The organism is Yunchengibacter salinarum (assembly GCF_037658235.1).
GTDB lineage: Bacteria > Pseudomonadota > Alphaproteobacteria > Sphingomonadales > Kordiimonadaceae > Yunchengibacter > Yunchengibacter salinarum.
The window spans coordinates 1-25,213 of the sequence record NZ_JBBJLN010000001.1; the positions used below are offsets into that span (position 1 = coordinate 1).

Here is a 25,213-nt window from a genome sequence, read left to right on the forward strand (position 1 = left end):
ACGCCGATGGCATAGGCGAGCTGGATGGTGCATTTGTCCGACAGGCCCGCCGCCACCACATTCTTGGCCAGATACCGCGCCGCATAAGCCGCGGATCGGTCCACCTTGGTGGGGTCCTTGCCGGAAAAGGCGCCGCCGCCATGGGGTGCCGCCCCGCCATAGGTATCCACGATGATCTTGCGGCCAGTCAGCCCGGCATCGCCATCCGGCCCGCCGATTTCGAACTGGCCGGTGGGATTGACGAAGAACTTTTCCTCCGGCGGCATCCATCCTTCGGGCAGCACATCCACCACATGCCCGCGCACGATTTCGCGCAGGTCGTTCTGGTCGAATCCCTTTGCGTGCTGGGTGGACACCACCACGCTTTCGGCCCCCACCGGTTTGCCGTTTTCATATTTCAGCGTCACCTGGCTTTTCGAATCCGGCTCCAGCATGGGTTCGCTGCCGTCATGGCGGCGCGCGGCCAGCGACTTCAGGATTCGGTGGGAAAAGTCGATCGGGGCGGGCATCAGGCTGTCGGTCTCGTCACAGGCAAAGCCGAACATGATGCCTTGATCCCCGGCGCCTTCATCCTTGTCGGCGGCGGGGTCGCTATCCACCCCGGCGGCGATGTCAGCGGACTGCTCGTGCAGATAGTTGTCAAAGGCAGCGGTTTCCCAGTGGAATCCCTCCTGCTCATAACCGATCTCGCGCACCGCCTTGCGGGCCACAGCTTCGATCTCGGCATCCGTGAAGCGGGGGCCACGCACCTCGCCGGCCACCACGATGCGATTGGTGGTCACCAGGGTTTCGGCGGCGACGCGGGATTCCGGCTCGGCGCCGATAAACAGGTCAACGATTTCATCGGAAATGCGATCCGCCACCTTGTCGGGGTGGCCTTCCGAGACGGATTCACTGGTAAAGAGATAATGACTCATCGGGTACGTCCTTCCCTGAACACCGGGGCTCAATAGCGATAATGGTCAGGCTTGAACGGACCCTGCCGTTGCAGCCCCAGATAGGCGGCCTGCTCTTCGGTCAGCTCGGTCAGCCGGGCATTCAGCTTGCCCAGATGCAGCTTGGCCACCTTTTCATCCAGATGCTTGGGCAGCACATAAACCTGGCGCTCATAGGCATCGCCCCGCGTCCACAGTTCGATCTGTGCCAATACCTGATTGGTGAAGCTGGCGGACATGACAAAGCTGGGGTGGCCGGTGGCGCAGCCCAGATTCACCAGCCGCCCCTTGGCCAGCACGATCAGGCGCTTGCCATCGGGGAACACCACTTCATCCACCTGAGGCTTCACTTCCTCCCAGGTGTAGTTCTGAAGGCCGGCAATCTGGATTTCGCTGTCAAAATGGCCGATATTGCAGACAATGGCGCGGTCCTTCATGTCCCGCATATGGTCCACCGTGATCACGTCCTTGTTGCCGGTCGCGGTGACGAAGATGTCGCCAATGCTGGCGGCCTCGTTCATGGTGACCACTTCATAGCCTTCCATCGCCGCCTGAAGCGCGCAGATGGGATCGATTTCCGTGACCATCACGCGCGCGCCCTGGCTGCGCAGGGATTCGGCGGACCCCTTGCCCACATCGCCAAAGCCCGCCACCACGGCCACCTTGCCCGCGATCATCACGTCGGTGGCGCGCTTCACGCCGTCCACCAGCGATTCGCGGCAGCCATAGAGATTATCGAACTTGGACTTGGTTACACTGTCATTCACATTGATGGCCGGTACCTTCAGCGTGCCCGCCTTGGCCATTTCATAAAGCCGCATCACGCCCGTGGTGGTTTCCTCGGAAATGCCCTTCACGTCATCCATCAGATGGCTGTAATCCTCATGCATCATCAGGGACAGGTCGCCGCCATCGTCCAGAATCATGTTGGGGTGCCAGCCATCGGGGCCTTCCACGGTCTGGCGAATGCACCAATCATATTCTTCCTCGGTCTCCCCCTTCCAGGCAAAGACCGGCACGCCGGTGGCGGCGATAGCCGCCGCGGCATGATCCTGGGTGGAGAAAATATTGCAGCTCGACCAGCGCACTTCGGCACCGAGCGCGGTGAGCGTTTCGATCAGAACGGCTGTCTGAATGGTCATGTGCAGGCACCCGGCAATGCGCGCGCCCTTGAGCGGCTGGCTGGCGGCGTATTCTTCCCGCAGCGCCACAAGGCCCGGCATTTCGGTTTCCGCAATGTTGATTTCCTTGCGGCCCCAGTCCGCCAGTTCGATATCCCTGACCTTGAAGTCACCCATCTGATCGTTCTCCTGAAACTGTCATGGCTAAGGGGATGCCGCCGCCCGATGGCGCGCGACCCTCCCCGGTTGCGCGCTTGTATAACAGCCGACCGAGGAAAGATAAAGATTTCTTTATATAAGAAGGGCCTTATATGCGCGGCACCAGCACGACCGGGGCGCCGCGAAGGCACCGCGGGGGCAACACGGGTCGCCACGGGATCAGAAAGCGCGGAAAAAGGGCTTTTCGGGGATCAGCAATCCTCGCCGAAACGGTTTTCCACCAGGTCCGCCACCGCCGCCACGGCTTCATCCGCATCGGGGCCGGTGGCGGTCAGGGTCACGGTGTCGCCCTTGGCCGCGCCCAGCATCATCAGGCCCATAATGGATGTGGCGCCGACGCCGGTACCATCCTTGCTGACCGTCAAGTCCGCCTGAAAATCCGCCGCCCGGCGGGCCAGCGCCGCCGACGCCCGTGCATGAAGGCCGCGCTGGTTGACGATGGTGACCCGGCGCCCGTCCCCGGCGGAGGCGGACGGCGGTGCATCTTCCGTCGGGTTGGCCAGTTCAGGGGCGGGCTTGTCCGATGCCATGATCAGTTCCCCAACACGTGACTGGCCACGTTGATATATTTGATACCGGCCTCGCGCGCGGCTTCCACGGCCTCGTCCAGCGTGGCGGTGCCCCGCATACTGGTAAGCTTGATGAGCATGGGCAGATTGATGCCCGCCACCACTTCCACCTTGCCCTTTTCCATCAGGGAGATCGCCAGATTGCTGGGCGTGCCGCCGAACATATCCGTCAGCAGCACCACGCCCTGACCGTCGGCGCCCACATCCTTGACCGCCTTCATGATCTCTTCGCGGCGCTGTTCCATATCATCGTCCGGGCCGATGCACACGGCGCGGATATGGGTCTGCTCCCCCACCACATGTTCCGTGGCGGCGACGAATTCTTCCGCCAGTCGGCCATGCGTAACCAGCACCATTCCAATCATACTGTCATCCCATACTAAACTTCGCTCTTGCGCCCAAATCCGTCATATGGCGCCCTGAAGCGGCCTTAATCCGCCGCCGGCAACTCCCGGTGATACATATGCACGGTAACCGGGTCCCTCCCCAGAACACGGGCCATGGCCTCCGCCATCATCACCGAGCGATGTTTGCCACCTGTGCAGCCAAAAGCAAGAGTGAGATAGGATTTTCCCTCTTCCACATAGCGCGGCAGCAGAAAAGCGATCAGGCCCTGAACCCGATCGAAGAACTCCTGAAAGCCCTCATCGGCCCGCACATAATTGGCCACCCGTTCATCCAGACCGGTCAGCGGCTTCAGGGTCGGCTCGTAATGCGGGTTGCGCAGAAACCGCACATCGAACACCAGGTCCGCATCCCGCGGGGTGCCATGGGCAAAGCCGAACGACATGAAGGTGACCACCATGGCCGCCGTTTCGGAACCGGAAAAGCGGCGCAATATCAGGCGCTTCGTCTCCGCCTGAGTGCGCGTGGTGGTGTCGATGATGCCATCCACCACCTGGCGCACATCATCCATCAGGGCGCGCTCTTCCTTGATCGCCTGGCGAAGCAGCCGATCCTGCGCCAGCGGATGCCGACGGCGGGTTTCCGAGAAGCGCTTCATCAGCACATCATTGCCCGCATCCATGAACAGCACCTTCAGCGCCACATCACCGCGCCTGCGCAGGGCGCCCACCGTGGCCAGAAAGCTCTCGCTGGAAAACAGCAGGGTGCGGGCATCGGCCCCCACGGCCAGCGGCGGTGGCGGGCCGGTGTCACCGTGAGTCCGCATGTCCAGCACGTTTTCCAGCAGGCTGAGCGGCAGATTGTCCACCGTCTGATAGCCCAGGTCCTCAAAGGCGTTGAGCGCCGTGGTCTTGCCCGCGCCCGACAGGCCGGTCACCAGCACCACCGAACGGCGCCCTGCCCCTTTTGCGCCATCATCCCCGGCGCCCGGCTGCGGAACAGTCTGCTGCGTCATGGTGATCATACCTCCCCTGATGAGCCGATACGCGCCGCTTCGGCGAGCGCCAGCTCCACCTTGATCGGCGCACTCGGTTCGAATGCGAACATGAACAGTTCCGGCACGCGCATCGGCGCCGGATCGCCCGGCGGCTGCCAGGGGCGCGCATCCGGCAGCCGCTGGGGGCTGTCCATCGGGCCCAGCCGCACCACCAGATCAATGGGGCAGCGATCGAGACCCGGCATGTGGATAATGCCCAGCCCGCGCACCTCCAGCAAGCCCTTGAGCGCATCCGGCGCTGTGGCCCAGAGCCGACCGTCCGCCGCGGTTTCCAACAGCACCTGATCGTCGGCCACGAGCCGCGCCCCCCGATCGATCAGGCGCAGCGCCAGATCGGACTTGCCCAGCCCGCTGCCGCCGGTGAGCAGCGCCCCGCGCCCGCCCACCGATACCACGCTGCCATGCATCCGTATCGGCGCGTTCATGATCCGTCTCCGCTTCGGTTGGCCGGACGGGGCAGAATCACCTCAAAGCGCGCGCCCACCACGCCGCCCTGATCCCCCAGCCGGTTCATGGCCGTCAGCCGCCCGCCGTGCGCTTCCACGATCTGGCGGGAAATGGCCAGCCCCAGGCCGCTGTGATTGCCAAAGCCCTGACTGTCAGGCCGTTCGGAATAGAAACGCTTGAAAATCCGGCCCTCCGCCCCTTCGGGCAGGCCCGGCCCGTCATCGTCCACCAGCACCCGCACCTGTCGGCGTTCCGGCAGCAGGGTCAGGCGGACCACGCCATCCGCCTCGCTGAAGCTGATGGCATTGTCCACCAGATTGCGCCACACCTGCGACAGGCGTCGTTCCAGCGCCGCCACCATCACCGGAGTGCCCGGCCCGTCATAGCGCACGGTGGCGCGGGGCCGGTCCACGGCGCCATAGGCAGCCACCAGATCGGCCAGGTGCCGGTCCAGGTCCAGCATCTGGCTGGTGCCCCGTGTCAGGTCCGCATCCAGCCGGGATGCGTCGGACACGTCACCGATCAGCCGATCCAGGCGGCGCACATCATCGATCAGAATTTCCATCAGGCGGCGTTGAACGGCCGGATTGTCCGTTCGTTCCAGGGTTTCCAGGGCGCTGCGCATACTGGTCAGGGGGTTCTTCAATTCATGGGCCACGTCGGCGGCGAAACGTTCCACCGCATCGATCTGATTATAGAGCGCCCGCGTCATGTCCGCCAAAGACCGGGACAGGTCGCCGATCTCGTCGCCGCGCTCGGCAAATTCGGGCAGATCCTCCTGTCGGCCCGCATTGCGACGCACCCGCTCGGCGGCCCGCGCCAGCTTGCGCACCGGGCTGACCACGGTGCGCCCCAGAAAGAAGGACAGCAGCAGCGTGATCGCCAGTGCCCCGGCGAAAATGGCCAGAACGCGCACCTGCTCGGCCCGCACGATGCGCTCTATGTCGCCGGTTTCCCCGGTGATCAGCAGCGCCCCCAACACCCGGCGGAAACGCTGCACCGGCACGGCCACATTGATCATGTGCAACCCGCCCGAATCCCGGCGTATGGCGACCGCCCGCTCCCCCGCAAAGGACGTGGACAGCTCCAGCAACTGCTCGACCCTGAGCACCGGCTCGGCGGGCATGGGCTCGGCGGGCGGGCGGGGCATGATGCGATCCAGCAGCCGGTGCATCAGACCTTCAAGTCGTTCTGAAACCGGAACGGTCTGCCCCGGCGGCGGCAAAGGCTCCACCACCACGCGGGCGGCGCCTTCCATGAAGCGGCTGTCGAGCACCAGTCCACCCTCGGACCCGTAAAGCCGGGCGCGCAGATCGGTCGGCCCCACAAGGCGGCGCAGGATGGGGCGGGCGGCGGCCACGTCCACATCCGTGGATTCAGGCCCGCCCGCGGCGCTTTCGCCAAGCGCGCCCGCAATGATTTCCGCCTGAACCTGTAGCGCGTCCACCCGCGCCGCGATCAGGTCGGCCCTGAACGCACCCAGATAGAGGTACCCCACCAACCCCACCAGCAGGGCGATCACATTGACCGCCATGATCCGCACCATCAATGGCGACAGGCCGCGCGCATAGTGTCGGGGCCGCACCGAACGGAAGCTGCCCGTACCGGCGATCCGTCCCATCGGCGCGGCGGCGGGCGACTGGCTGTGGGCGGGCCGGGTCAAGGACTCTCTCCTTCCGGGTGGGGTCAGTCCTGCTTGAAGCGGTAGCCTACCCCGTACAGCGTTTCAATGGCCTTGAAATCCGGGTCCTCCTCGCGGAATTTGCGGCGCAAGCGCTTGATATGGCTGTCAATGGTGCGGTCATCCACATAAACGTCGTCCGTATAGGCGGCATCCATCAACTGGTCGCGGCTTTTCACATGGCCCGGATGCTGTGCCAACGTCCTGAGAATCAGGAATTCGGTGACGGTCAGGGTCACATCCACCCCTTTCCAGGTGACGCTGTGACGGCGCGGGTCCAGTTCCAGATCGCCGCGCACCATCACGGCATCCTCATCTTCCGCCGGTGCCTCCACCTCCTCGGCGGGGGCCCTGGCCATTTCCATGCGCCGCAACAGGGCGCGGATGCGCTCCACCAGCAGGCGCTGGGAAAACGGTTTGGGGATATAGTCGTCCGCGCCCATGCGCAGGCCGAGAAGCTGGTCGATCTCCTCATCCTTGGAGGTGAGGAAGATCACCGGCATGTCCGACACTTCCCGCAGTCGGCGCAGAACTTCCATGCCGTCCATGCGCGGCATCTTGATATCCAGCACGGCCAGGTCCGCCGGATTGGTGGACAGCGCGTCGAACGCCTTGCGGCCATCGGAATAGGTGCGCACGCGAAACCCCTCCGCCTCCAGCGCGATGGTCACGGAGGTCAGGATGTTTCTGTCATCGTCCACAAGCGCGATTGTGGCGGTCATGGCGGCTCCTTCGCTTTTGTCGCCCGCAGCAGTCTGCCTTTCTAGCGCACCCGGCGCCGGGGCAAAAGCCCCCTTGGGCGCCGGGACCCGTACCAACCCTGGGCGCCGGGGCAAAAACCCCCTTGGGCGCCGGGACCCGTACCAACCCTGGGCGCCGGGGCAAAAACCCCCTTGGGCGCCGGGAACACGCACGGGGCCAGCCAAGCGCGGGATTAAGGCGGCATCGTGGCAAGCCGGCAATCCGGGCACCATGCCGCATCCGGGGCTTACCCCGCGACAAACGCGGACAGGCTGTGATAGGCTTCGCCCCCTTGAATCGGGCCGGGCAGCCGGCCACAAAGAGCGCACCCCGAAAACGGGCGACAATCCGGCCCGAAGAAAAAGACAAAGACGAAGGAGTGGCCATGGCAGGCGGCACACGCGGTTTTGGATTTCCCCGATGGGGCGGGTACGGCCTGGACAAGGAGGCCGAGGCCGTGCGCATGTGCGACTATGTGGGCTGTTCCGAACGGGGCGAACACCCCGCGCCCAAAGCACCCGGCTCGCGGGAGCGGTGGTATTTCTGCAAGGCCCATGCGGCGGAATACAACAGCAACTGGGACTTTTTCCAGGGCATGACGGACGAGGAAGCCCGCCGCTATGCCGAGCGCACCGGCCAGGCATCCAGCGATGCCTTTGCCAGCGCCAACAGCTTTGAATGGGGCGGTGCCGCGGAGGACAACGGCTATACCGCGCGGGAAAACCGGGCTTTCGACACGCTGGAACTGGACCCCGGTGCCAGCCAGCAGGATATCAAGCGCCAGTATCGCAAACTGGCCAAGGTCTATCACCCGGATGCCAATTCCGGCGACCCTCTGGCGGCGGAGAAATTTTCGGAAATCCGCAAGGCCTATGACCTGCTGGCCCAATGACCGGGTCAGCGACACACCCACCCGCAAGGGCAAATCCGTCACCCCGAAATGCAGGAGCGCCAAGCCCGTGCCCGTTTTTTCATTCATGCTGAAAACCGCACAGCACGCGACCCCCGAACAGCCAACCCTGACCGCCGTTCTTGCCGGCGTCGCGCTCGCCCTGATGGGCGCCCTGACCGTCGATCCACCCGCCACCGCGCAGGACAGGGCGTTGAAAGGGGGCGTGCCCGACTGGACCTATCAGGACGGGGACACCGGCCCGCGCGCCTGGGGCGGCATGGACCCGGTCTGGCGCATGTGCACCCTTGGCAACCGGCAATCCCCCATCGACATCACCGCCACCGACCCGGTGCAGATCGCCCCGCTTTCGACGGACTTCAGAAAATCCACCCTGAATCTGGGCAATAATGGCCGCGCCCTGCACTGGACCGTGCAGAAAGGCAGCCGCCTGATGGTGGGGGAAAACATCTTCACGCTGGACCGGGTGCGATTTCAGGCCCCCGCCGAGCACCTGATGAACGGTGTGCGCGCGCCTGCGGAAATCCAGATGCGGTTTTCCAACCAGTTTGACCGCATCGCCATGCTGAGCATACTGGTGGATGTGGGGTCGGCGCATGAAGGCATGGCGCGCCTGCTGGATCAGGCGCCGCTGGAACCGGGCATGGCCCACGCCGCCGGGCCAAGCATCACCCTGCATCCAAATCAGTTCCTGCCCGACGATCTGTCCTATGTGCGCTATCTGGGCTCGTTGACCACGCCGCCCTGCACCCAGGGTGTCAACTGGTATGTGCTCACAACCATGATCAGCTTCAGTCTGGAACAGGTCGACGAGCTGATTGCGCTGATCGGCAACGGCTATCGCCCCGTGCAACCGCGCGGTGACCGCATGGTGCTGCAAAGCGTGCCCCGCCAGTGAAGCGGGCACAAAAAGGCGGAATCCGCGCCCGGGGCGCCCGCCCTGCCCATCCTCGAAAAACCAGTGACAGCCGGGCGCCGCTTTCATAGACTGCGCGCCACCGGGCATCCGACCCCTTCGCGGGCGGCGGGCCGGTTGGGGAGTGGTGATAAAAGGGGGCAGCATACCCATGGCTGTACAACACGCGCACTGGTCATCCCGCTGGGCTTTTCTGCTGGCCGCCGTCGGCAGCGCCGTGGGGCTGGGCAATGTCTGGAAATTTCCCTATGAAGCGGGCCAGGGCGGGGGCGGCGCCTTTGTCCTGATCTATCTGATCTTCGTCTTCCTGATCGGCGTGCCCGTTCTGGTCAGCGAACTGGCGCTGGGCCGCTGGGGGCAGCGCAGCCCCGTCAACTCCATGAAGCGGGTCAGCGAGGAAGAGGGCCGCGCCAGAAGCTGGACCCTGATCGGCTGGCTGGGGGTGCTGGGCGCCTTTTTCGTGCTCAGCTTCTATTCCGTGGTCGGCGGCTGGACCTTCTCTTATGTATTCTCCGCGCTCACCGGGGCCTTTTCCGGCATTACGGCGGACGAGTCAGCCGCCCATTTCACCGATTTCATCGCCTCCCCCACCCTGACCGTGCTGTGGCACGCGGGATTCATGGGGGTGACCATGTGGATCGTCTCCCAGGGCGTGAATGACGGGCTGGAACGCTATGTGAGCTTCCTCATGCCCGCGCTTTTCACCATGCTGCTGGTGCTGGTGCTGTATGCGGCGCTGGCCGGGGATTTCACCGCCACCCTCGCCTTCCTGTTCGAGCCGGACTTCACCCGCCTGACCACCGCCAATGTGCTGGAAGCGCTGGGCCAGTCCTTCTTCTCGCTGTCACTGGCCATGGGCTCCATCATGACCTATGGCTCCTATCTGACCTATCAGACCGATCTGGGCCGGTCGGCTGTCACCGTGGCCACCGCCGACAGCATGGTGGCCCTGCTGGCAGGGCTGGCGATCTTCCCCATCGTCTTCGCCAACGGGCTGGACCCGGCGGGCGGCCCCAGCCTGATCTTCGAGACCCTGCCCATCGCCTTCGGCGCCATGCCCTTTGGCGTTCTGGTGGCCACCATTTTCTTCAGCCTGCTGGGCGTGGCGGCCATCACCAGTTCCATTTCCCTGCTGGAACCGGTGGTCTCCTATTGCGAGGAACAGGGCAGCTTTTCCCGCAGGCAGGCCACCATGCTGGCAGGTGGCGGGGCCTTTATGGTCGGTATCCTGTCCGCGCTGAGCTTCAATCTGATGTCCCACATCACCCTGTTCGGGATGACCTTTTTCGACCTGCTGGATTTCCTGACCAACAATATCATGATGCCGCTGGGGGGCCTGGGCATGACCCTGTTCGTGGGCTGGTACGTAAAGCGCGGCAGCATGATCCGCGAACTGGCCATGCAGCAGCCCTGGTTCCGGCTGTGGTATTTCCTGGTGCGCTTCATCAGCCCCACCGCCATCGCCCTGATCTTCGCGTGGCTGATCTATGATAATGTGATCGCCTGAGGGGGCTTTGTTTATCGCTCACGCCTTGGCGCTGCGCGGCCCGGCTCCGCGGGGGCGGCGCAGGGGCGGCGGGGCGCGGTCGCGCCCTCCGCTCATCCCGCGCAGTGGCGGGATGGCGGTAGAAGCAACGCCGGGTGAAGGCTGTTTTTCCGCTCACGCCTTGGCGCTGCGCGGCCCGGCTTCGCAGGGGCGGCGGGCCACGCTTGTGGCCGTCGGATAGGTCTGTGGGCGGGATGACCGGTCGGGGGGTCAGGCGGCCATGCGGCCTATTTCGCGGATGCGTTCCAGCATGGCATACAGGCCATTGGCCCGCATGGGGGACAGGTGGTCCCGCAATCCCAGTTCCGCCATCAGGCCCTCGGCATCCGTTTCCACGATCTCGCGGCCCGTTTTGCCGGAAAAGGTCAGCAGCATCAGCGCCACCAGCCCCTTGACGATATGGGCATCGCTGTCGCCGCGCAGGTGAATATGGCCCTCGGCGTCCTTTTCCGGCACCAGCCATACCTGGCTCTGGCAGCCGCGCACCTTGTTGGCGTCCACCATGTCGCTGTCGGGCAGCGGGTCCAGCTTGCGGCCCAGATCGATGATGAACTTGTAGCGTTCTTCCCAGTCATCCAGAAAGGCGAAGGTGTCGCGCACATCGTCCAGGCTGGTGTCGTCAAGCGCCATGCTGTCTCCTCTTGGCTCCGGGGCCTTTGCATCTCGTGGCCGGTTATGTGGCGCAGATGACGGCGCCTGTCCAGTGCCCGGCACAGAAAAGGCCCCATCCAATGAGGACGGGGCCTTCAAGGGAGCCTGTGGGCGCGGGGTTGGCGGGAACAGGGATCAATGCCGGTCTCAGTCTTCCAATGACCGGATTTCCCGGTCCAGCCGGAACCGCCTGGAGGTCATGTAAGCCTCCATATCGGCGGTGCGGCGCTCCATCTCGCGAAAGCGGCGCTTCAGTTCCGCCAGCGAATAATCCGGCGCGGTACGGGTCTGGCGCCAGAAGCGCTCTTCCTCATCGTCGGCATACAGGCCCGCCGGTTCCGGCTCCAGGATGAAACCCAGAATGAAATAGATGATCAGCACGGGCCAGAAGCCGGTCATGAAGGCGCCGAACACGGTCAGCACGCGCACGGCGGTGACATTGATGCCGAAATAATCGCTCACCCCGGCGCATACGCCCATCACCTTGCCGTTTTCGGGCCGCTTGTAGAGCTTGGTCGGGCTATTGGTCGTCATGGGTCCGGCTCCTCCAGTTGGGCACCTCGTCCTCCAGGATGCGTTCCAGGGTCCGCAGGCGGTCTTCCAGCCGATCCGCGGTCTTGTGCAGGTCCGCAAAAGAGGCTTCGTCATCGGCGCTCATGGTCTTCATTTCCTTCCATTTGGTCACATAGTGGAAGAACATCGCCGGCAACACCAGAAACAGGCTGACGATGGCTATGATTGGTATGAATTCGTCCATTTCGTGATCCCCTCAAGCCTGGGCGGCCCGAACTGACGGGCCGCCCCCGGTTCATTTCCTGTTGGCTTTGCCGGATTTGGCGGACGCGGCGTCGCCCCCGGACTTCTTCGCCAGTTTCGCCTTCAGGGCCTCCAGCTCACTTTCCAGCGCCCCGTCCTTGTCCATCGCATCGATCTCATCAGCCAGGCTTTCACCGGGCGACGGGTTGCGGCCCATATCCAGGGCCTCCGCTTCCCCTTCCAGGCGGTCAATGCGGCTTTCAACCTTGTCGAACCGCTCAAAGGCATCATGAATGCGGTTGTCATACAGGTTCCGGCGCACCCGCACCTGATTGCTGGCGGAGCGGTGCCGCGCCTGAAGGCTCGCCTTCTTGGCGCGGGCCTCCTTCAGCTTGGCTTCCAGCTTGGACACGTCCTCCTCATGGGTGCTGAGCGCGTTGGCCAGCGCCTCCTTCTGCTCTTCCAGCGCGGCCTGTTGCTCCGCCATGCGGGACTTCTCGTACAACGCCCCCTTGGCCAGATCCTCGCGGCCCTTGCTGAGCGCCAGTTCGGCCTTGCGTTCCCATTCGTCGGCAGCCTTGCGGATCTTGGCGATCCGCCGGTCCAGATCCTTCTGGTCGGCGATGGTGCGCGCCGCGGAGGAGCGCACTTCCACCAGCGTATCCTCCATTTCCTGGATCACCATGCGGATGATCTTCTCCGGATCTTCCGCCCGGTCCAGAATGGCGTTGATGTTGGAATTGATGATGTCGGTCATGCGGGAAAAGATACCCATGGTGCCTGTCCTTCTGTCTGCTGCATCTCACTGTCGTGCTCGGCGGCGGCGCGGCCCCTTAGCGGGCCATCCGCGCCCGGCGGGCCTGACGGCGCTGACGGCGGGTCACGCCGGGCAGGCCGGTTACGACGGTGCCGGTCGCGCGCCCCATGGTGCCGCCCGCGGGCACAAGGCCGAAAATCTCGCCGCCCAGGCGGGTCTCCTCACAGCGGCCATGGCCCATGCGGGCCGGGCTTGCATTGGCGGTCATCAGGGGAGTCATTGCGGTCATTGGTCTATCCTCGCTGTCGTGCTCGGGTTGCGGTCTGTCGTGTGCTGTCGTCTTCTGTTTTGCTGTCGGGATATTTTTTATCCTCGCTCTCGTCACCCGGGCCGTGCCCGTTCGACACCCCCTGTATCGCAACCCGCGTGCCAAGTTTTGAATTTTTCATAAGGCATTGTATTTGAAAGACAAAATATTTTTTACGCCAAAAATTGCCACAACGCTTCGTAAAATTATACCAACTATTGGCATTTTTTGCTAATATATGGCACATGGAAGCACGCGCTGACAGCCTGATCGGGGAAGCCCCCGCTTTTCTGGACGTGATGGACCAGATCTCTCACGCCGCGCCCATGACGCGCCCCACCCTGATCGTGGGGGAGCGGGGCACCGGCAAGGAGATGATCGCCGCCCGGCTGCATTATCTGTCAGACCGGTGGAACGCCCCCTTCGCCAAGCTCAACTGCGCGGCCCTGCCGGAAAATCTCCTGGAAAGCGAGCTGTTCGGGCATGAGGCGGGCGCCTTCACCGGCGCCACGAAAAAGCGCATTGGCCGGTTCGAGGAAGCCGACGGCGGCACCCTGTTTCTGGACGAGATCGGCACGCTCAGCCTGAACGCGCAGGAAAAACTGTTGCGGGTGATCGAATATGGCAGCTTTGAGCGGATCGGCGGCAACCGGACGCAAACGGTGGATGTGCGGGTCGTGGGCGCCACCAATGTGGACCTGCCCGCCGCGGCGGAGACCGGCCATTTCCGGCTGGATCTGCTGGACCGGCTGGCCTTTGACGTGATCACCCTGCCGCCCTTGCGCGCGCGGGTGGAGGACATCCCCGTGCTCGCCCATCATTTTGGCCAGCGCATGGCGCGGGAACAGGAATGGCTCACCTTTCCCGGCTTCACGGATGACGCCATGGCGCGGCTGATGGCCCATCCCTGGCCCGGCAATATCCGGGAATTGAAAAATGTGGTGGAACGCGCGGTTCATTATTCCTGGGACGGCGAAGCCCCGCTGGATCAGATCATTTTCGACCCGTTCGACAGCCCCTGGCGCCCCGGCGCGCCCGGTGGTCCGATGCGGCAGGCCATGCCCGCCGGGCGCGAAGCGACCCCGCCCGAACAGGATGGCGCGTCGGCAAAGGCGACGGAACCGTCCCTGCCGGATGGCCCGTTCGACCTGAAGCAACATTTGCAGGATACGGAAAAGCGGCTGGTGGCCCATGCCCTGAAGCGCGCCCGCTACAATCAGCGGCTGGCCGCCAGTCATACCGGGCTCAGCTATGACCAGTTCCGTCATCTGGCGCGCAAACACGGGCTGATCGGCCCCGGCCAACCCGGTCACGGGGCGTAAAGATTACAGGGTGAAATCGCCCGGCGCGCGCCCGATCGGGCTGCTGGCCTCGTGCACATGCACCATGGTCACCACCTTGTCCACCTTGCCATCAACACCGCTGAAGGGCAGATACAGCGCGGCGGCCATCAGACCTTCCCGGCCCGGCGCAATGCCGCGCACCACGCTGAGCGCCGCATCCCGGCTGGCAATGACGCGATCCGCCATATGATAGATGCGCCGGGCGGCATCCCGGTTTTCCATGCGCTCGATCCTGCGATCGGTGAGTTCGCCGAAATGGGCGGTTACATGGCTGCCAATGAGCCGCACATGCAGGCCGAAGGGCTCACCATTCAGGCCGGGGCCGGACACCAGATCCATGATCACCAGATGCGGCAACAGGCGCGGAATGGCCTGCGGCCTGAGGTCTTGCCGCGTAGGCAGGCCCGATCCGGGCCGGATGCCGTGCCAGTGCGCCAGCATCCGGTCCACCAGCGGATCGCGGCGGGCCACATCGGCGCCCTCAAAAATATCGAAATGATAAAAGGCCGTTTCGCGGAACAGGGCCTCGGGAACATTAAACGCCATAGCTGAATATCTGCCGCATTGGGCGGGCACGTGAACATTAACCAAAATTTACCATTCCCCGTCAATGATCACCTTGGCCGGGGCCATTGACCGGGCATGGCGGAAAAATGCGGTTCGGTCTTGTCCCCGCACGGCACAAAGGCCACATTGGGGCCATGTCCGACAATCGCTTCATCGACAAAAGGCGCAAAAAACGCGGCGCCAGCGGCCTGGCCATACGGGCCAAGCATATATTGATGCTGATTCTGGTATCGCTGGTGGCTTATGGCGCCTTCCGCTATTGGGTGGGCCGACCGCAGGACAGCCTGTGCGATGGCCCCTGCGATCCGGCGATGGACCCCACGCTGGCCGTGGGCGCCTTTTTCGCCATGCTGATCGGGGTGGCCCTGATCGGGGCCGGGCTGGGGCTGGTGCTGGCCCTGATACGGCGATCCCGCCCCACCGGGGGGCTTAGCAGCTATCTTGCCCCGCCGAACGAACCGGCCCCCGATGAGAGCGACATGGACCAGCCGGACGAGAACACCACCCGCCAGGGCGAGGATGCCCGCCGCTAGACCGGTCGGCTGGCGTTCCCGCCACGCCCCGCCCGGCGCCCGTCTGCCCGGCTTTTTGGCCGCCAGCGCGGCAGGGCCAGTTCCGCATCATTCCCAAAATGGCGCCGCACCGTGCCACCATCCGACAGGGCAAGCGTGCGATCCCCCACCACCGAGCACATCACGATCAGGCCGAGAAAGTGGTAGAACAGATCAAAGGTGGCGATGTTCACGGTCAGCCCGCCCACGGCATAGCCAAGCAGCCCCACCTGAAGCATGGATGCCATGTCCCCGACCCACAGGGTTTCCTCGAACGCGCGGAAATGGCGGGCCACATGGCCGCCCGCGAACCAGCCGGTGAACAGCAGGCTCAGAAACAGGAACAGGCCCACATAGCCATGTTCGGCCAGCACCTCGAAATAGATGGAATGGGCCGCCCGCCCGATCTTGCCGCCGGGCGGGTCATACAGCTCCCGCGCGCGCCGCACATAGAAAATGTCGAAACCGCCGCCGCTGACCACATGGTCATCCGCGAAATTGGTGGCGAAGCGCCAGCTTTCCAGACGGCCCCGGAAACTGGAATCCTCGGTGGCCTGATCGATGGTGCTCATGCGCTGTGTCCAGCTTTCGGGCATGACGCTTAGCCCGATCAGCGCCAGCGGCAGCACGGCGCCGACAATGGCCACCTTGCGCTTGGTCTTGATCAGCAGCATCCCCATCACCGCCGCAAGCGCCACAAAACCACCGCGGCTGTGCGTGCCCAGCACCGCCAGAATGAACAGGCCGAGAAGCCCCAGCATGGGCAGGCGCAACAGACGGTGCGGCGGATAATAGACCAGATAGAGCACCAGCGGCACCATCATGGTCATGGCCATGGCCAGATGATTGTTGTCGATCATCATGCCGCCCGCACCCTGCACCCGGCCCACGCTTCCGCCGGTGACAAGGGTGAACAGCCCGCCCTTGACCGCCGTATAGGCCATGGACGCCACCATCACATAGAAAAAGGCTTTCAGCCGGTTTTCCGACTGCATCACCATCACGGCGATCAGGGCAAAGCCCATCACCTTGCCCAGATGGATCAGCTTTTCCATGCTGAGCGCCGGTGCCCAGCCGAACACGGTGGTGATCACGGTCCACAGCAGATAGACCACCATCAGCACCACCAGCGGATGGCCGGGCAGCCGCGCCCGGTCCCGACTGATGAACACGCCGAGCACGGTCAGCGCCGCCACGATATCCAGAAACTGGAAGTCCCGCGCAAAGCCATAGGTCTGGAATTGCGGGTTCATGTGGGACATCCAGTCCCATACCAGAACGCCGATATGCGGCTTGAAGATGATGAAAGGCAGCCAGGCAAATATCAGGGCCGCCAGGAACAGGCTTCTCATGCCACAGGGCTCCCGCGTGAAAGGCGTGACCCAGCCTAGCCCAGCCGCCCTTGGGGCCACAAGCGCGGCGGTCTGATCACGGTGCCGATTCCCCTGTCGAAGCCGGGCTGCTTGACAGCAATGGGGGCCGGGGCTTTCATGGGCGGCGCCCGCGCGCGCTGATCTGCAACCAGTCACGATACTGCCACGGCACAAGGATGGCCTCATGCGCTTTTTTCCACGCCCCCTGATGACAACCCTGATGGCGACCCTGAAGGCCCCCCTGATGATGGCGGCCCTGCTGATCGCCCCCGCCCTGTTCATCACGGCCCTGTCCATCACGGCCCTGTCCAGCGCCGCCCTGGCACAGGAAGGCGCGCCGCCGACGCCCGAATCCGATGCGGCGGCGGCACCGCTTGACCTGCTGATCCATGGCGGGCCCATCCACACCGGGCTTGACGGGTCGTCCCCCCAGAGCGTCGGCGTGCGCGACGGGCGCATTGTCCATGTGGGGCCGCTGGCGGACGGGCGGACCCTTGCTGGCCCCGACACCACCACGCTGGACCTGAAGGGCGCGGCCCTGTTTCCCGGCTTTACGGACGCCCACGCCCATCTCAAGGGTATCGGGGAGCGGGAGCGGACGCTGACGCTCGCCAATGCGGGCTCGCTCGACAGCCTGCTGGACCGGCTGAAACAATATCACGCCGCCCATGGCGACAAGCCGGTGATCACCGGGCGCGGCTGGCTGGAAACCCACTGGCCGGAAGGGCGGATGCCAAGCCGCTTCGACTTGGACCGGGCGGTGGCGGACACGCCGGTTCTGCTGACCCGCGCCGACGGCCACGCCATGGTGGTCAACACCGCCGCGCTTGACGCCGCGGGCATTGACCGCACCACCGGCGACCCCCGTGGCGGCACCATTGTCCGCAACCGGCTGGGTGAGGCCACGGGCCTGCTGATCGACAGCGCCATGGGCCTGATGGACCCGCTGTTGCCCGAAGAAACACCGGATACCCTGAAACGGGATCTCGGCACAGGCGCCGAGCTTTATGCCCGGCGCGGCTGGACCGGTATTCACAACATGTCCGTTTCCATGGCCGGTGTGGCCGCCATGGAAGCGCTGGACGACGCGGGCGCCCTGCCCATACGGGTCCATAATGCGGTGGACCGCCAGTTCGCCGAAACCCTGTTCGACACCGGCGCGCGGCGCAGCGAAAGTGGCCGCGTAGTGACGCGGGCGGTGAAGCTGTACATGGATGGGGCGCTGGGCTCCCGCGGGGCGGCGCTGCTGTCGCCCTATGCTGATGGCGACACCAGCGGCCTGATGCTGTCGGAACCGGGCGCCACAAAAGCCCTGATGCGCCGGGCGCGGGATGAAGGCATCCAGCTTGCCATTCATGCCATCGGGGACCGGGCGAACCGGGTGGCGCTGGACTGGGTGTCCGACGTGCTGGGACAGAACCCGGCAATGGGCCATCGCTGGCGGATCGAACATGCCCAGATCATTCATGGGGATGACCTGCCCCGTTTTTCCCGGCTGGGCCTGATCCCGTCCATGCAGCCCTCCCACGCCATTGGCGATCTGCATTTCGCCCCTGACCGGCTGGGCCGGGACCGGCTGGACCGGGCCTATCGCTGGGCCGATCTGCTGGCCAGCGGCACCATCATTGCCGGCGGGTCGGACGCACCGGTGGAAAAGGGCAGCCCGCTAATCGAATTCTATGCCGCCATCACGCGCGAGGACACGGACGGCTTTCAGGGGGAGGGATGGCACCCGGAACAGGCGGTCACGCGCCAGCAGGCGCTGAAAATGTTCACCCTGTGGCCCGCCCGCGCCGCCTTCGCCGATGATCGGCGCGGCACCATCGAGACGGGCAAACAGGCGGACCTGACCGCCTTTTCCAAAGACCTGATGACCGCGCCGCCCGCTGACATTCTGGACGCGGAAGCGGTGCTGACCGTGGTGGATGGCCGGATCGTCCACTCAATGCTGGAGTAATCCCGCCCCATGACCCTTATCCCCACCCTGATCGGGCTTGGCGTGGCGCTGCTGGTCTGGATGCTCGCCTGGTGGCGGGACAAACACTATGAACCGGGCCGCGTGGGGCTCATCTCCCCCATCGCGGTGCAGATGGTGGCGCTGGTGGCCATACTGGTCTTTGCCGCCCATCTGGTCTCGCTGCTCACCGGCTGGACGTGGCGTCCCCCTTATCGCGGCTAGACTCCGTGGTCCGGGCCGCCCCGGCCCTGTCGTCGCTCTCGTCCTCCCGCACATGGGGCGGATGGCGCAGTTCAAACAGCTTCCAGCCGAACATCCGATACAGCAGCGCATTGGGCAGATGGCCGAAGAAGCGCCGTTTGCCGTGCTTTCCGCGCACGATATAAAAGCCTTCCGGGTGCCTGTACACATGGGCGATCACCCGGCGGCTTTCCCGCAAAAGCTGATCCTTGAAGGCGCTGGCCACGCTATAATGCAGGTGCATACCGGCCAGTTTGTCCGTACTGCGCTGGCGCCAGGCCCGCACCCACAGCAACAGGCCGCTGATCAGGATGAAGAACAGCACCGCCATGGCCATGGCCAGATAGGCGGGGGAATAGCGGTCCCCCATGCGGATGCGGGCCATGGACTGTTCCACCGCTTCATCGACGCCGAGCGCACTGTCCCCGGCAAGGACGCCATCGGCGGCGAAGCTGTAGATCAGGCCGTCCCGCCGATCCAGCCCGTTAATGATGCCATTGCCGCCATAGACCGACACATAGCCGTTGGACGCCACCGTCACCCCGTAAAGCGGCGAACCGGAACACTTGATCTTGAAGTCCATCCGATTGCGGGCTTCTTCATAGGTCTGGAAGTCGGTCAGCCGGCTGCACCGGAACCGGAACAGGCGCACCAGTATGGTCAGGTCACGGGCAATGCTGGCGGGCGGGTCCTGCCGCTTGACAGCCTGGAAAATATCCAGCGCCAGCGTGCGCGGGTCCGCTTTGTCGCCGGTCTGCTGCGCCTGGGCGGACACTCCCGACGCCCACAGCATCAACACCCCGGCAATTATGCCCGCCATGCGCCCCTTATGCCCGAACCATATCATCATGGCGGCAGTACACGGCACAGATGGCCGGAATGCAAGCCCAAGCGAAAGCGGGAGGCGCGGCGCCGGCAAATGTGCATATACCGCACAAAAGAATGGAGCCGCAAGCGGGGGAACTTGCGGCTCCGGAGCGACACAGTCAGATCAAGGGAGCTAATATGCTGTATCTGCAAGGGTCACCATAACGCCGATTTCGTTAAAGTGCAGTAAACAAAATTCAAAAAACCGGAATTTTTTATCCGTTTCTGTCTCTCATACCAAACCGTATAGTTTGATTATTGCGCAACCCATCCGTCAGAACACATAAGGCATGGACCGCATCCAGCGCGAGGCGATCCATTTAAGACCCTGTTTTACCGCCACACTTTCATGCAGGGCGCGATCATCGCGCTGACCGTCGGCGGTGACATTGTCGAACAGCAATGCATCGCCCGGCGCCCCGCGATGCGACAGCTCCAGTCGGGGGAAACGGGTCTCTCCGCCCTCATAGCCGTCATTGAGGCTGAGCAGCACCGTGTGGGGACGCTGGCCGCTGCGGGACAGTTCCCGATTGGCGCCCTCTTCGCCGGGGGTCAGGCAATCATAATGGGGGCCATAGGTCATGCCCTGCTGATAGGCCAGCACGCTGAGCATCTCGCCCTGTTCATCCGGCAGCCCGGCCACCGCCGCCATGCGGGCCGCCACGGCCACACCCAGCAGGTCCTGCCCGTCGGGCCATAGCGTGGCGGTAAAGCAGTGGCGATAGGGATCGGGCCGCGCCTGACCGGTGGACGGGTCCACGATTCGCGCGGGCTGCATGGCCGGTGCGGCCAGCCCCACCAGCAGGTCGCATACCACCGGCGGCACCAGCCCGGCCAGAACCGCCACGCGGGGCGCATCATTCAGGGGTTTTGCCGTTGGCAGCGGCAGGCTTCCCGGATCGGCGGACAGCATGTCCCACAGCGACTCGCCTGCCTCTCCCGCCTCGGATATGTCGGGCACCGGGTCCGGCGCGCCGGAAAAGGGCACCGGCTGGGCCATGCCAGCGCGGGCCAGATCGGCGGCCAGCGGATGACCCGCCTGATGGGCGGCGCTCAGCCAGTGCGCCTGCAAACCGGGGTCCACCAGATCCACCCCCTGCTGCGACCTGCGCACAACGGCCAGCGCGGCGGGAATGTCGCCGCGCATGGCGGCGGCCAGAAAAAGCTGGTCGGCCAGGTCGGGCGCCGCCCCGTACAGATGGGCCAGCCCCGCCATGATCCGCATGGCCGCCGGGTCGCCCGCCTCGACCCCCGCCGCCATCAGCGCCACGGCGCCCGGCCAGTCCCGTTCCCGGCCATGGCCCATGGCGGTGAGCACCGCCAGCACATGGCGCGACGCGGCATGGCCCGCCGCCTCATTGCGGGCCAGGATGGTGGCGGCGTGGCCCGGATTGCGCTTCACCAGATGGCCTTGCAGGGTGAAACTGGCCAAAGTGAAGCGGGCATCCCGATGGCCGCTTGCCGCCGCCTTGCGCAACAGCGCCACCGCCCGGTCCTTGTGACCTTCGCCGGACAGCATGGCGGCCATCCGGTACTGGGCATCGGGATCACCGGCCTGGGCCTTGCGCGCCAGCGCGGCCATGTCCACCTGCTCGGCCATCAGTCGTCCTTCATCTTGAGGGCGGAAATAAAGGCATCATGCGGAATTTCCACCTTGCCATAGGTGCGCATCTTCTTCTTGCCGGCCTTCTGCTTTTCCAGCAGCTTCTTCTTCCGCGTGATGTCACCGCCATAGCATTTGGCGGTCACATCCTTGCGCATGGCGGGAATGGTCTCCCGCGCGACCACCTTGCCGCCAATGGCCGCCTGAATCGGAATCTTGAACAGCGCGCGGGGAATCAGGTCTTTCAGCCGTTCGCACAGCGCCCGGCCCCGGCTTTCCGCCTGGCTGCGGTGCACCAGAAGCGCCAGCGCGTCCACCGGTTCGGAATTGACCAGTATGGACAGCTTCACCAGATCGGACTGGGCATAGTCCGCGATTTCATAGTCGAAGCTGGCATAACCGCGCGTGACCGATTTCAGCCGGTCATAGAAATCATAGACCACCTCGTTCAGCGGCAGGCGGTATTTCACCATGGCCCGCGAACCGGCATAGGTCAGGTCCTGCTGCTCGCCGCGCTTGTCCTGGCACAGTTTCAGCACGGCGCCCAGATAATCGTCCGGCACCAGTATGGTGCCCTCGATCCAGGGCTCCTCCACATGCTCGATGGTCATCACATCGGGCATGTCGGCGGGGTTGTGCAACTCCTGCACGCTGCCGTCGCGCATATAAAGATGATAGACCACGCTGGGGCTGGTGGTGATCAGGTCCAGATCGAATTCACGGGCCAGCCGCTCCTGCACGATTTCAAGGTGCAACATGCCCAGAAAGCCACAGCGGAACCCGAAGCCCAGCGCGGTGGAGTTTTCCGGGTCATATTCAAAGCTGGCATCATTGAGCCGCAGCTTGCCAAGGGCATCGCGCAGCCGTTCATATTCCGCGGTATCGGCGGGGAACAGGCCGCAGAACACCACCGGCTGATTGGGCTTGAAGCCCGGCAGCCGCTCCGCACAGGGTTTTTTCGCATCCGTAATGGTATCGCCCACATTGGTTTCCGCCACTTCCTTGATGGAAGCGGTGATGAAACCCACCTCGCCCGCGGTAAGCCGGTCGGTCATCACGCCCTTGGGGGTGAGCACGCCCACCCGGTCCACCTGATGTTCGGCGCCGGTGGACATCAGCTTGACGGTCTGGCCTTTCTTCAGAACGCCATCCTTCACACGCACCAGCACCACCACGCCCAGATAGGGGTCATACCAGCTATCCACCAGCATGGCTTTCAGGGGGCCGTCGGCGCTGCCGTCCGGCGGCGGCAGGCGGTGGACGATGGCTTCCAGTATCTCCTCGATCCCGATGCCGTTCTTGGCCGACGCCTCGATGGCGTCCGAGCTGTCCAGCCCGATCACATCCTCGATCTGCTCCCGCACGCGATCCGGCTCGGCGGCGGGCAGGTCGATCTTGTTCAGAACCGGGATGATCTCATGGTCGTGCTCCACCGCCTGATACACATTGGCCAGCGTCTGCGCTTCCACGCCCTGACTGGCATCGACGATCAGCAGCGACCCTTCCACCGCGGCCAGGCAGCGGCTCACCTCATAGGCAAAATCCACATGGCCCGGCGTATCCATCAGGTTGAGCACATATTGCTCGCCGTTTTTGGCGGTATATTCCAGCCGCACGGTCTGCGCCTTGATGGTGATGCCGCGTTCCCGCTCCAGGTCCATGGAATCGAGCACCTGTTCCTTCATTTCCCGGTCCTGCAAGGCGCCGGTATTCTGGATCAGGCAATCGGCGAGCGTGGACTTGCCGTGATCGATATGGGCGATGATGGCGAAGTTGCGGATATGAGACTGGTCGGTCATGCGGGACATCCCCTGAGGCCGTCGCACCCCGACCCGGTCGGGGGCGCCAGCGCGCGGTTGCAAGTTCTGGTCATGGTCAGCGGATCGGCAGCACCCGATCGGGCGGGCGATGATTGTCCACGAATGTCTGAATGTTGATCAGCACCTTTTCGCCCATGGCGAGCCGGGCTTCCACCGTGGCCGAGCCCATATGGGGCAGCAGCACCACATTGTCCAGCGCCAGCAGCTTTTCATTGATGCTCGGCTCTTCCTCGAACACATCAAGCCCGGCCCCGGCAATGCGCTTCATTTCCAGCATCTCCGCCAGGGCCGTTTCATCGATGATCTCGCCGCGCGCGGTATTGATCAGCACCGCGTGGGGCTGAAGCCGTTGCAGGCGGCGCCTGTTCAGCAGATGATGGGTTTCGCTTGTAAGCGGGCAATTGACCGAAACGAAATCCATGCGGGACAGCATTTCATCCAGATCGTCCCAATAGGTGGCTTCCAGTTCCGCCTCCGTCTCGGCGGGCAGGCGGGTGCGCTTGTGATAATGCACCGCCAGATCAAAGGCGCGGGCGCGCCGGGCGATGGCCCGCCCGATCCGGCCCATGCCGATAATGCCAAGCCGCTTGCCCGCAATGCGGTGGCCCATCAGGAAGGTGGGGGTCCAGCCCGTCCACTGTCCGGCGCGCAGGATCTTTTCCCCCTCGAACAGGCGGCGGGGCACGGACAACAGCAGCGCCATGGCCAGGTCCGCCGTGTCATCGGTGAGCACGCCGGGCGTGTTGGTCACCATCAGCCCTTTTTCCCCGGCGCCGGCCATGTCGATATGATCCACCCCGGCGCCGAAATTGGCGATCAGTCTGAGCCGCTCCGGCGCGGCGGCGATCACGTCCGCGTCCAGCGTATCCGTGACCGTGGGCACCAGTACGTCCGCGTCCTGCATGGCGGCTTTCAGCGACTCGCGGTCATAGGGCACGTCCTTGAGATTGAGCGAGACATCGAAAAGCTCCGCCATGCGGGTTTCCACACTGTCGGGCAGCTTTCGCGTGACCACCACTCGGGGGCGCACGCGGGGTTCACTCTCGCTCATGGCAGGGCGTTTCCTTGTCTGTCTGGGTCCGGGTCTCGGTCTGTCTGGGTCTCGGCCTGTCCGGGCCTCGGCCTGTCCGGCAAGGCCCGATCGGCTATGTGCGCGCCCTCGTCTCTTGGCGCCGGGCTTCTGGCGTTGTATCTAGCAGAAGCGCCCAAGGCTTTCAAACCCGACACGGGCGCCCGCAGCCATCAGGGAGAGCCACCATGACCCTTTCCGCCCCCTTGTCGAACCGGGCCACGCCCGCCATCACGGTTTCGATCGGGCACCGTCTGGCCGCCTTGGCCGGTCTGCTGTGTCTGCTGTGCGCCTTGCTGGCCGGTTCATTCAGTGCCGCCGCGCAGGACCGGGTGGGGCCGAGCGGCAACCCGATTCCGCGCTTCGTCTCGCTGGATACCGACCGCGCCTATATGCGCAGCGGCCCCGGCACCCAGTATCCGGTGGATTGGGTCTATCAGCGCCGCGACCTGCCCCTGAAGGTGGTGGACGAGCACGGCCCCTGGCGACAGGTGGAAGACCATGACGGCACAAAGGGCTGGATTCACGTGCAATTGCTGAGCGGGCGGCGCACCGCCATGATCACCGGCCATACCCGGCGCCTGCATCATGCCCCCGATCCCACGGCCCCGGTGGCCATCATTGCGGAAGCCGGGGCGATCGGTACCCTGTCCGGTTGCGAGATGGACTGGTGCGCGCTCACCCTTCAGGGGCGCGAGGGATGGCTCAGGCGGGCCCATATCTGGGGTGTTCTGCCGGGCGAGCGGCCCGAATAAACCGCCCTCGCGGCCACCCGGTCACAGAATGAACAATTTGATCTGTATTATTAACGATTGTTGACTGATCTGAAGCGCGAATTTCATGCTTCGGGGTGGCAACGAAAACC

At 64.3% G+C, this 25,213-nt stretch carries 27 protein-coding genes; 8 read left to right on the forward strand and 19 right to left on the reverse strand.

Annotated elements, in window-relative coordinates; translation table 11 throughout:
- From metK to WGH93_RS00040, 8 genes are all read right to left on the reverse strand, one after another.
- Window positions 1-917 (reverse strand): methionine adenosyltransferase (gene metK, locus WGH93_RS00005; RefSeq protein ID WP_374762784.1); only part of this gene is annotated, 917 nt, incomplete at its 3' end.
- 29 nt (window positions 918-946) lie between these two features.
- Window positions 947-2,233, reverse strand: a complete 1,287-nt coding sequence (ahcY, locus tag WGH93_RS00010; protein WP_374762785.1) for an adenosylhomocysteinase — start codon at window positions 2,231-2,233, stop codon at window positions 947-949.
- A gap of 233 nt (window positions 2,234-2,466) precedes the next feature.
- Window positions 2,467-2,805 carry an HPr family phosphocarrier protein gene (locus WGH93_RS00015; RefSeq protein WP_374762786.1) on the reverse strand — a complete coding sequence of 113 codons (339 nt, stop codon included), beginning with the start codon at window positions 2,803-2,805 and terminating at the stop codon, window positions 2,467-2,469.
- A gap of 2 nt (window positions 2,806-2,807) precedes the next feature.
- Window positions 2,808-3,209: a PTS sugar transporter subunit IIA gene (locus WGH93_RS00020; protein WP_374762787.1), complete on the reverse strand. Its 402-nt coding sequence runs from the start codon at window positions 3,207-3,209 to the stop codon at window positions 2,808-2,810.
- 65 nt (window positions 3,210-3,274) lie between these two features.
- Window positions 3,275-4,204 (reverse strand): RNase adapter RapZ, encoded by a 930-nt coding sequence (rapZ, locus tag WGH93_RS00025; protein ID WP_374762788.1) that lies wholly within the window; start codon window positions 4,202-4,204, stop codon window positions 3,275-3,277.
- Between the two features lie 5 nt (window positions 4,205-4,209).
- The gene (locus WGH93_RS00030) at window positions 4,210-4,671 is read right to left on the reverse strand and encodes an HPr kinase/phosphorylase (protein ID WP_374762789.1); all 462 of its coding nucleotides are present in this window, start codon (window positions 4,669-4,671) and stop codon (window positions 4,210-4,212) included.
- Complete coding sequence (locus WGH93_RS00035) at window positions 4,668-6,356, reverse strand: stimulus-sensing domain-containing protein (RefSeq protein WP_374762790.1); 1,689 nt, start codon at window positions 6,354-6,356, stop codon at window positions 4,668-4,670. The genes WGH93_RS00030 and WGH93_RS00035 overlap by 4 nt, the downstream gene beginning before the upstream one ends.
- Before the next feature lie 23 nt (window positions 6,357-6,379).
- Window positions 6,380-7,096: a response regulator transcription factor gene (locus WGH93_RS00040; protein WP_374762791.1), complete on the reverse strand. Its 717-nt coding sequence runs from the start codon at window positions 7,094-7,096 to the stop codon at window positions 6,380-6,382.
- Between the two features lie 404 nt (window positions 7,097-7,500).
- On the opposite strand from WGH93_RS00040, the gene WGH93_RS00045 reads away from it, so the two are divergent.
- The 3 genes from WGH93_RS00045 to WGH93_RS00055 all read left to right on the forward strand — a co-directional run bounded on the left by WGH93_RS00045 (window position 7,501) and on the right by WGH93_RS00055 (window position 10,448).
- Window positions 7,501-8,007 (forward strand): J domain-containing protein, encoded by a 507-nt coding sequence (locus tag WGH93_RS00045; protein WP_374762792.1) that lies wholly within the window; start codon window positions 7,501-7,503, stop codon window positions 8,005-8,007.
- Window positions 8,008-8,074: 67 nt separating this feature from the next.
- Complete coding sequence (locus WGH93_RS00050) at window positions 8,075-8,923, forward strand: carbonic anhydrase (RefSeq protein WP_374762793.1); 849 nt, start codon at window positions 8,075-8,077, stop codon at window positions 8,921-8,923.
- Between the two features lie 169 nt (window positions 8,924-9,092).
- A complete protein-coding gene (locus WGH93_RS00055; protein ID WP_374762794.1) occupies window positions 9,093-10,448 on the forward strand; it encodes a sodium-dependent transporter in 1,356 nt (451 codons plus the stop codon).
- 249 nt (window positions 10,449-10,697) lie between these two features.
- Here the strand turns inward: WGH93_RS00055 and WGH93_RS00060 are convergent, their stop codons facing one another.
- The 5 genes from WGH93_RS00060 to WGH93_RS00080 form a co-directional block, all read right to left on the reverse strand.
- Window positions 10,698-11,117, reverse strand: a complete 420-nt coding sequence (locus WGH93_RS00060; protein ID WP_374762795.1) for a SufE family protein — start codon at window positions 11,115-11,117, stop codon at window positions 10,698-10,700.
- Between the two features lie 168 nt (window positions 11,118-11,285).
- Entirely contained in the window at window positions 11,286-11,672 is a 387-nt protein-coding gene (gene pspC / locus WGH93_RS00065; protein ID WP_374762796.1) for an envelope stress response membrane protein PspC, read from the reverse strand.
- A complete protein-coding gene (gene pspB / locus WGH93_RS00070; RefSeq protein ID WP_374762797.1) occupies window positions 11,659-11,895 on the reverse strand; it encodes an envelope stress response membrane protein PspB in 237 nt (78 codons plus the stop codon). Before pspB ends, pspC begins: the two co-directional genes overlap by 14 nt.
- Window positions 11,896-11,946: 51 nt before the next feature.
- Window positions 11,947-12,669, reverse strand: a complete 723-nt coding sequence (pspA, locus tag WGH93_RS00075) for a phage shock protein PspA (RefSeq protein WP_374762798.1) — start codon at window positions 12,667-12,669, stop codon at window positions 11,947-11,949.
- Between the two features lie 58 nt (window positions 12,670-12,727).
- The gene (locus WGH93_RS00080; protein ID WP_374762799.1) at window positions 12,728-12,940 is read right to left on the reverse strand and encodes a hypothetical protein; all 213 of its coding nucleotides are present in this window, start codon (window positions 12,938-12,940) and stop codon (window positions 12,728-12,730) included.
- 263 nt (window positions 12,941-13,203) lie between these two features.
- Between WGH93_RS00080 and pspF the strand changes: the two genes are divergently transcribed.
- Window positions 13,204-14,280 (forward strand): phage shock protein operon transcriptional activator, encoded by a 1,077-nt coding sequence (gene pspF, locus WGH93_RS00085; protein ID WP_374762800.1) that lies wholly within the window; start codon window positions 13,204-13,206, stop codon window positions 14,278-14,280.
- 3 nt (window positions 14,281-14,283) lie between these two features.
- Here the strand turns inward: pspF and WGH93_RS00090 are convergent, their stop codons facing one another.
- On the reverse strand, window positions 14,284-14,847 hold the full coding sequence (locus WGH93_RS00090) for a PAS domain-containing protein (protein WP_374762801.1): 564 nt from the start codon (window positions 14,845-14,847) through the stop codon (window positions 14,284-14,286).
- A 155-nt stretch (window positions 14,848-15,002) separates the two neighbouring features.
- Between WGH93_RS00090 and WGH93_RS00095 the strand changes: the two genes are divergently transcribed.
- A complete protein-coding gene (locus WGH93_RS00095; protein WP_374762802.1) occupies window positions 15,003-15,401 on the forward strand; it encodes a hypothetical protein in 399 nt (132 codons plus the stop codon).
- Here the strand turns inward: WGH93_RS00095 and WGH93_RS00100 are convergent.
- Window positions 15,398-16,771 (reverse strand): putative O-glycosylation ligase, exosortase A system-associated, encoded by a 1,374-nt coding sequence (locus WGH93_RS00100; protein ID WP_374762803.1) that lies wholly within the window; start codon window positions 16,769-16,771, stop codon window positions 15,398-15,400. The two genes, WGH93_RS00095 and WGH93_RS00100, sit on opposite strands and share 4 nt — an antisense overlap.
- A gap of 205 nt (window positions 16,772-16,976) precedes the next feature.
- On the opposite strand from WGH93_RS00100, the gene WGH93_RS00105 reads away from it, so the two are divergent.
- Both WGH93_RS00105 and WGH93_RS00110 read left to right on the forward strand, forming a co-directional pair.
- Complete coding sequence (locus tag WGH93_RS00105) at window positions 16,977-18,749, forward strand: amidohydrolase (protein WP_374762804.1); 1,773 nt, start codon at window positions 16,977-16,979, stop codon at window positions 18,747-18,749.
- A 9-nt stretch (window positions 18,750-18,758) separates the two neighbouring features.
- Entirely contained in the window at window positions 18,759-18,971 is a 213-nt protein-coding gene (locus WGH93_RS00110) for a hypothetical protein (RefSeq protein ID WP_374762805.1), read from the forward strand.
- On the opposite strand, the gene WGH93_RS00115 is transcribed toward WGH93_RS00110, so the two are convergent.
- From WGH93_RS00115 to WGH93_RS00130, 4 genes are all read right to left on the reverse strand, one after another.
- A complete protein-coding gene (locus WGH93_RS00115; protein ID WP_374762806.1) occupies window positions 18,934-19,809 on the reverse strand; it encodes a hypothetical protein in 876 nt (291 codons plus the stop codon). The genes WGH93_RS00110 and WGH93_RS00115 overlap by 38 nt on opposite strands.
- Window positions 19,810-20,130: 321 nt before the next feature.
- A complete protein-coding gene (locus tag WGH93_RS00120; protein WP_374762807.1) occupies window positions 20,131-21,456 on the reverse strand; it encodes a 2OG-Fe(II) oxygenase in 1,326 nt (441 codons plus the stop codon).
- Window positions 21,456-23,258 (reverse strand): translation elongation factor 4, encoded by a 1,803-nt coding sequence (lepA, locus tag WGH93_RS00125; protein ID WP_374762808.1) that lies wholly within the window; start codon window positions 23,256-23,258, stop codon window positions 21,456-21,458. The genes WGH93_RS00120 and lepA overlap by 1 nt, the downstream gene beginning before the upstream one ends.
- Before the next feature lie 76 nt (window positions 23,259-23,334).
- On the reverse strand, window positions 23,335-24,330 hold the full coding sequence (locus WGH93_RS00130) for a 2-hydroxyacid dehydrogenase (RefSeq protein WP_374762809.1): 996 nt from the start codon (window positions 24,328-24,330) through the stop codon (window positions 23,335-23,337).
- Window positions 24,331-24,536: 206 nt separating this feature from the next.
- Here WGH93_RS00130 and WGH93_RS00135 point away from each other — a divergent pair, with 206 nt between their 5' ends.
- Window positions 24,537-25,103, forward strand: coding sequence for an SH3 domain-containing protein (locus WGH93_RS00135; RefSeq protein WP_374762810.1), 567 nt, complete (start codon window positions 24,537-24,539; stop codon window positions 25,101-25,103).
- Window positions 25,104-25,213 lie beyond the last annotated feature (110 nt).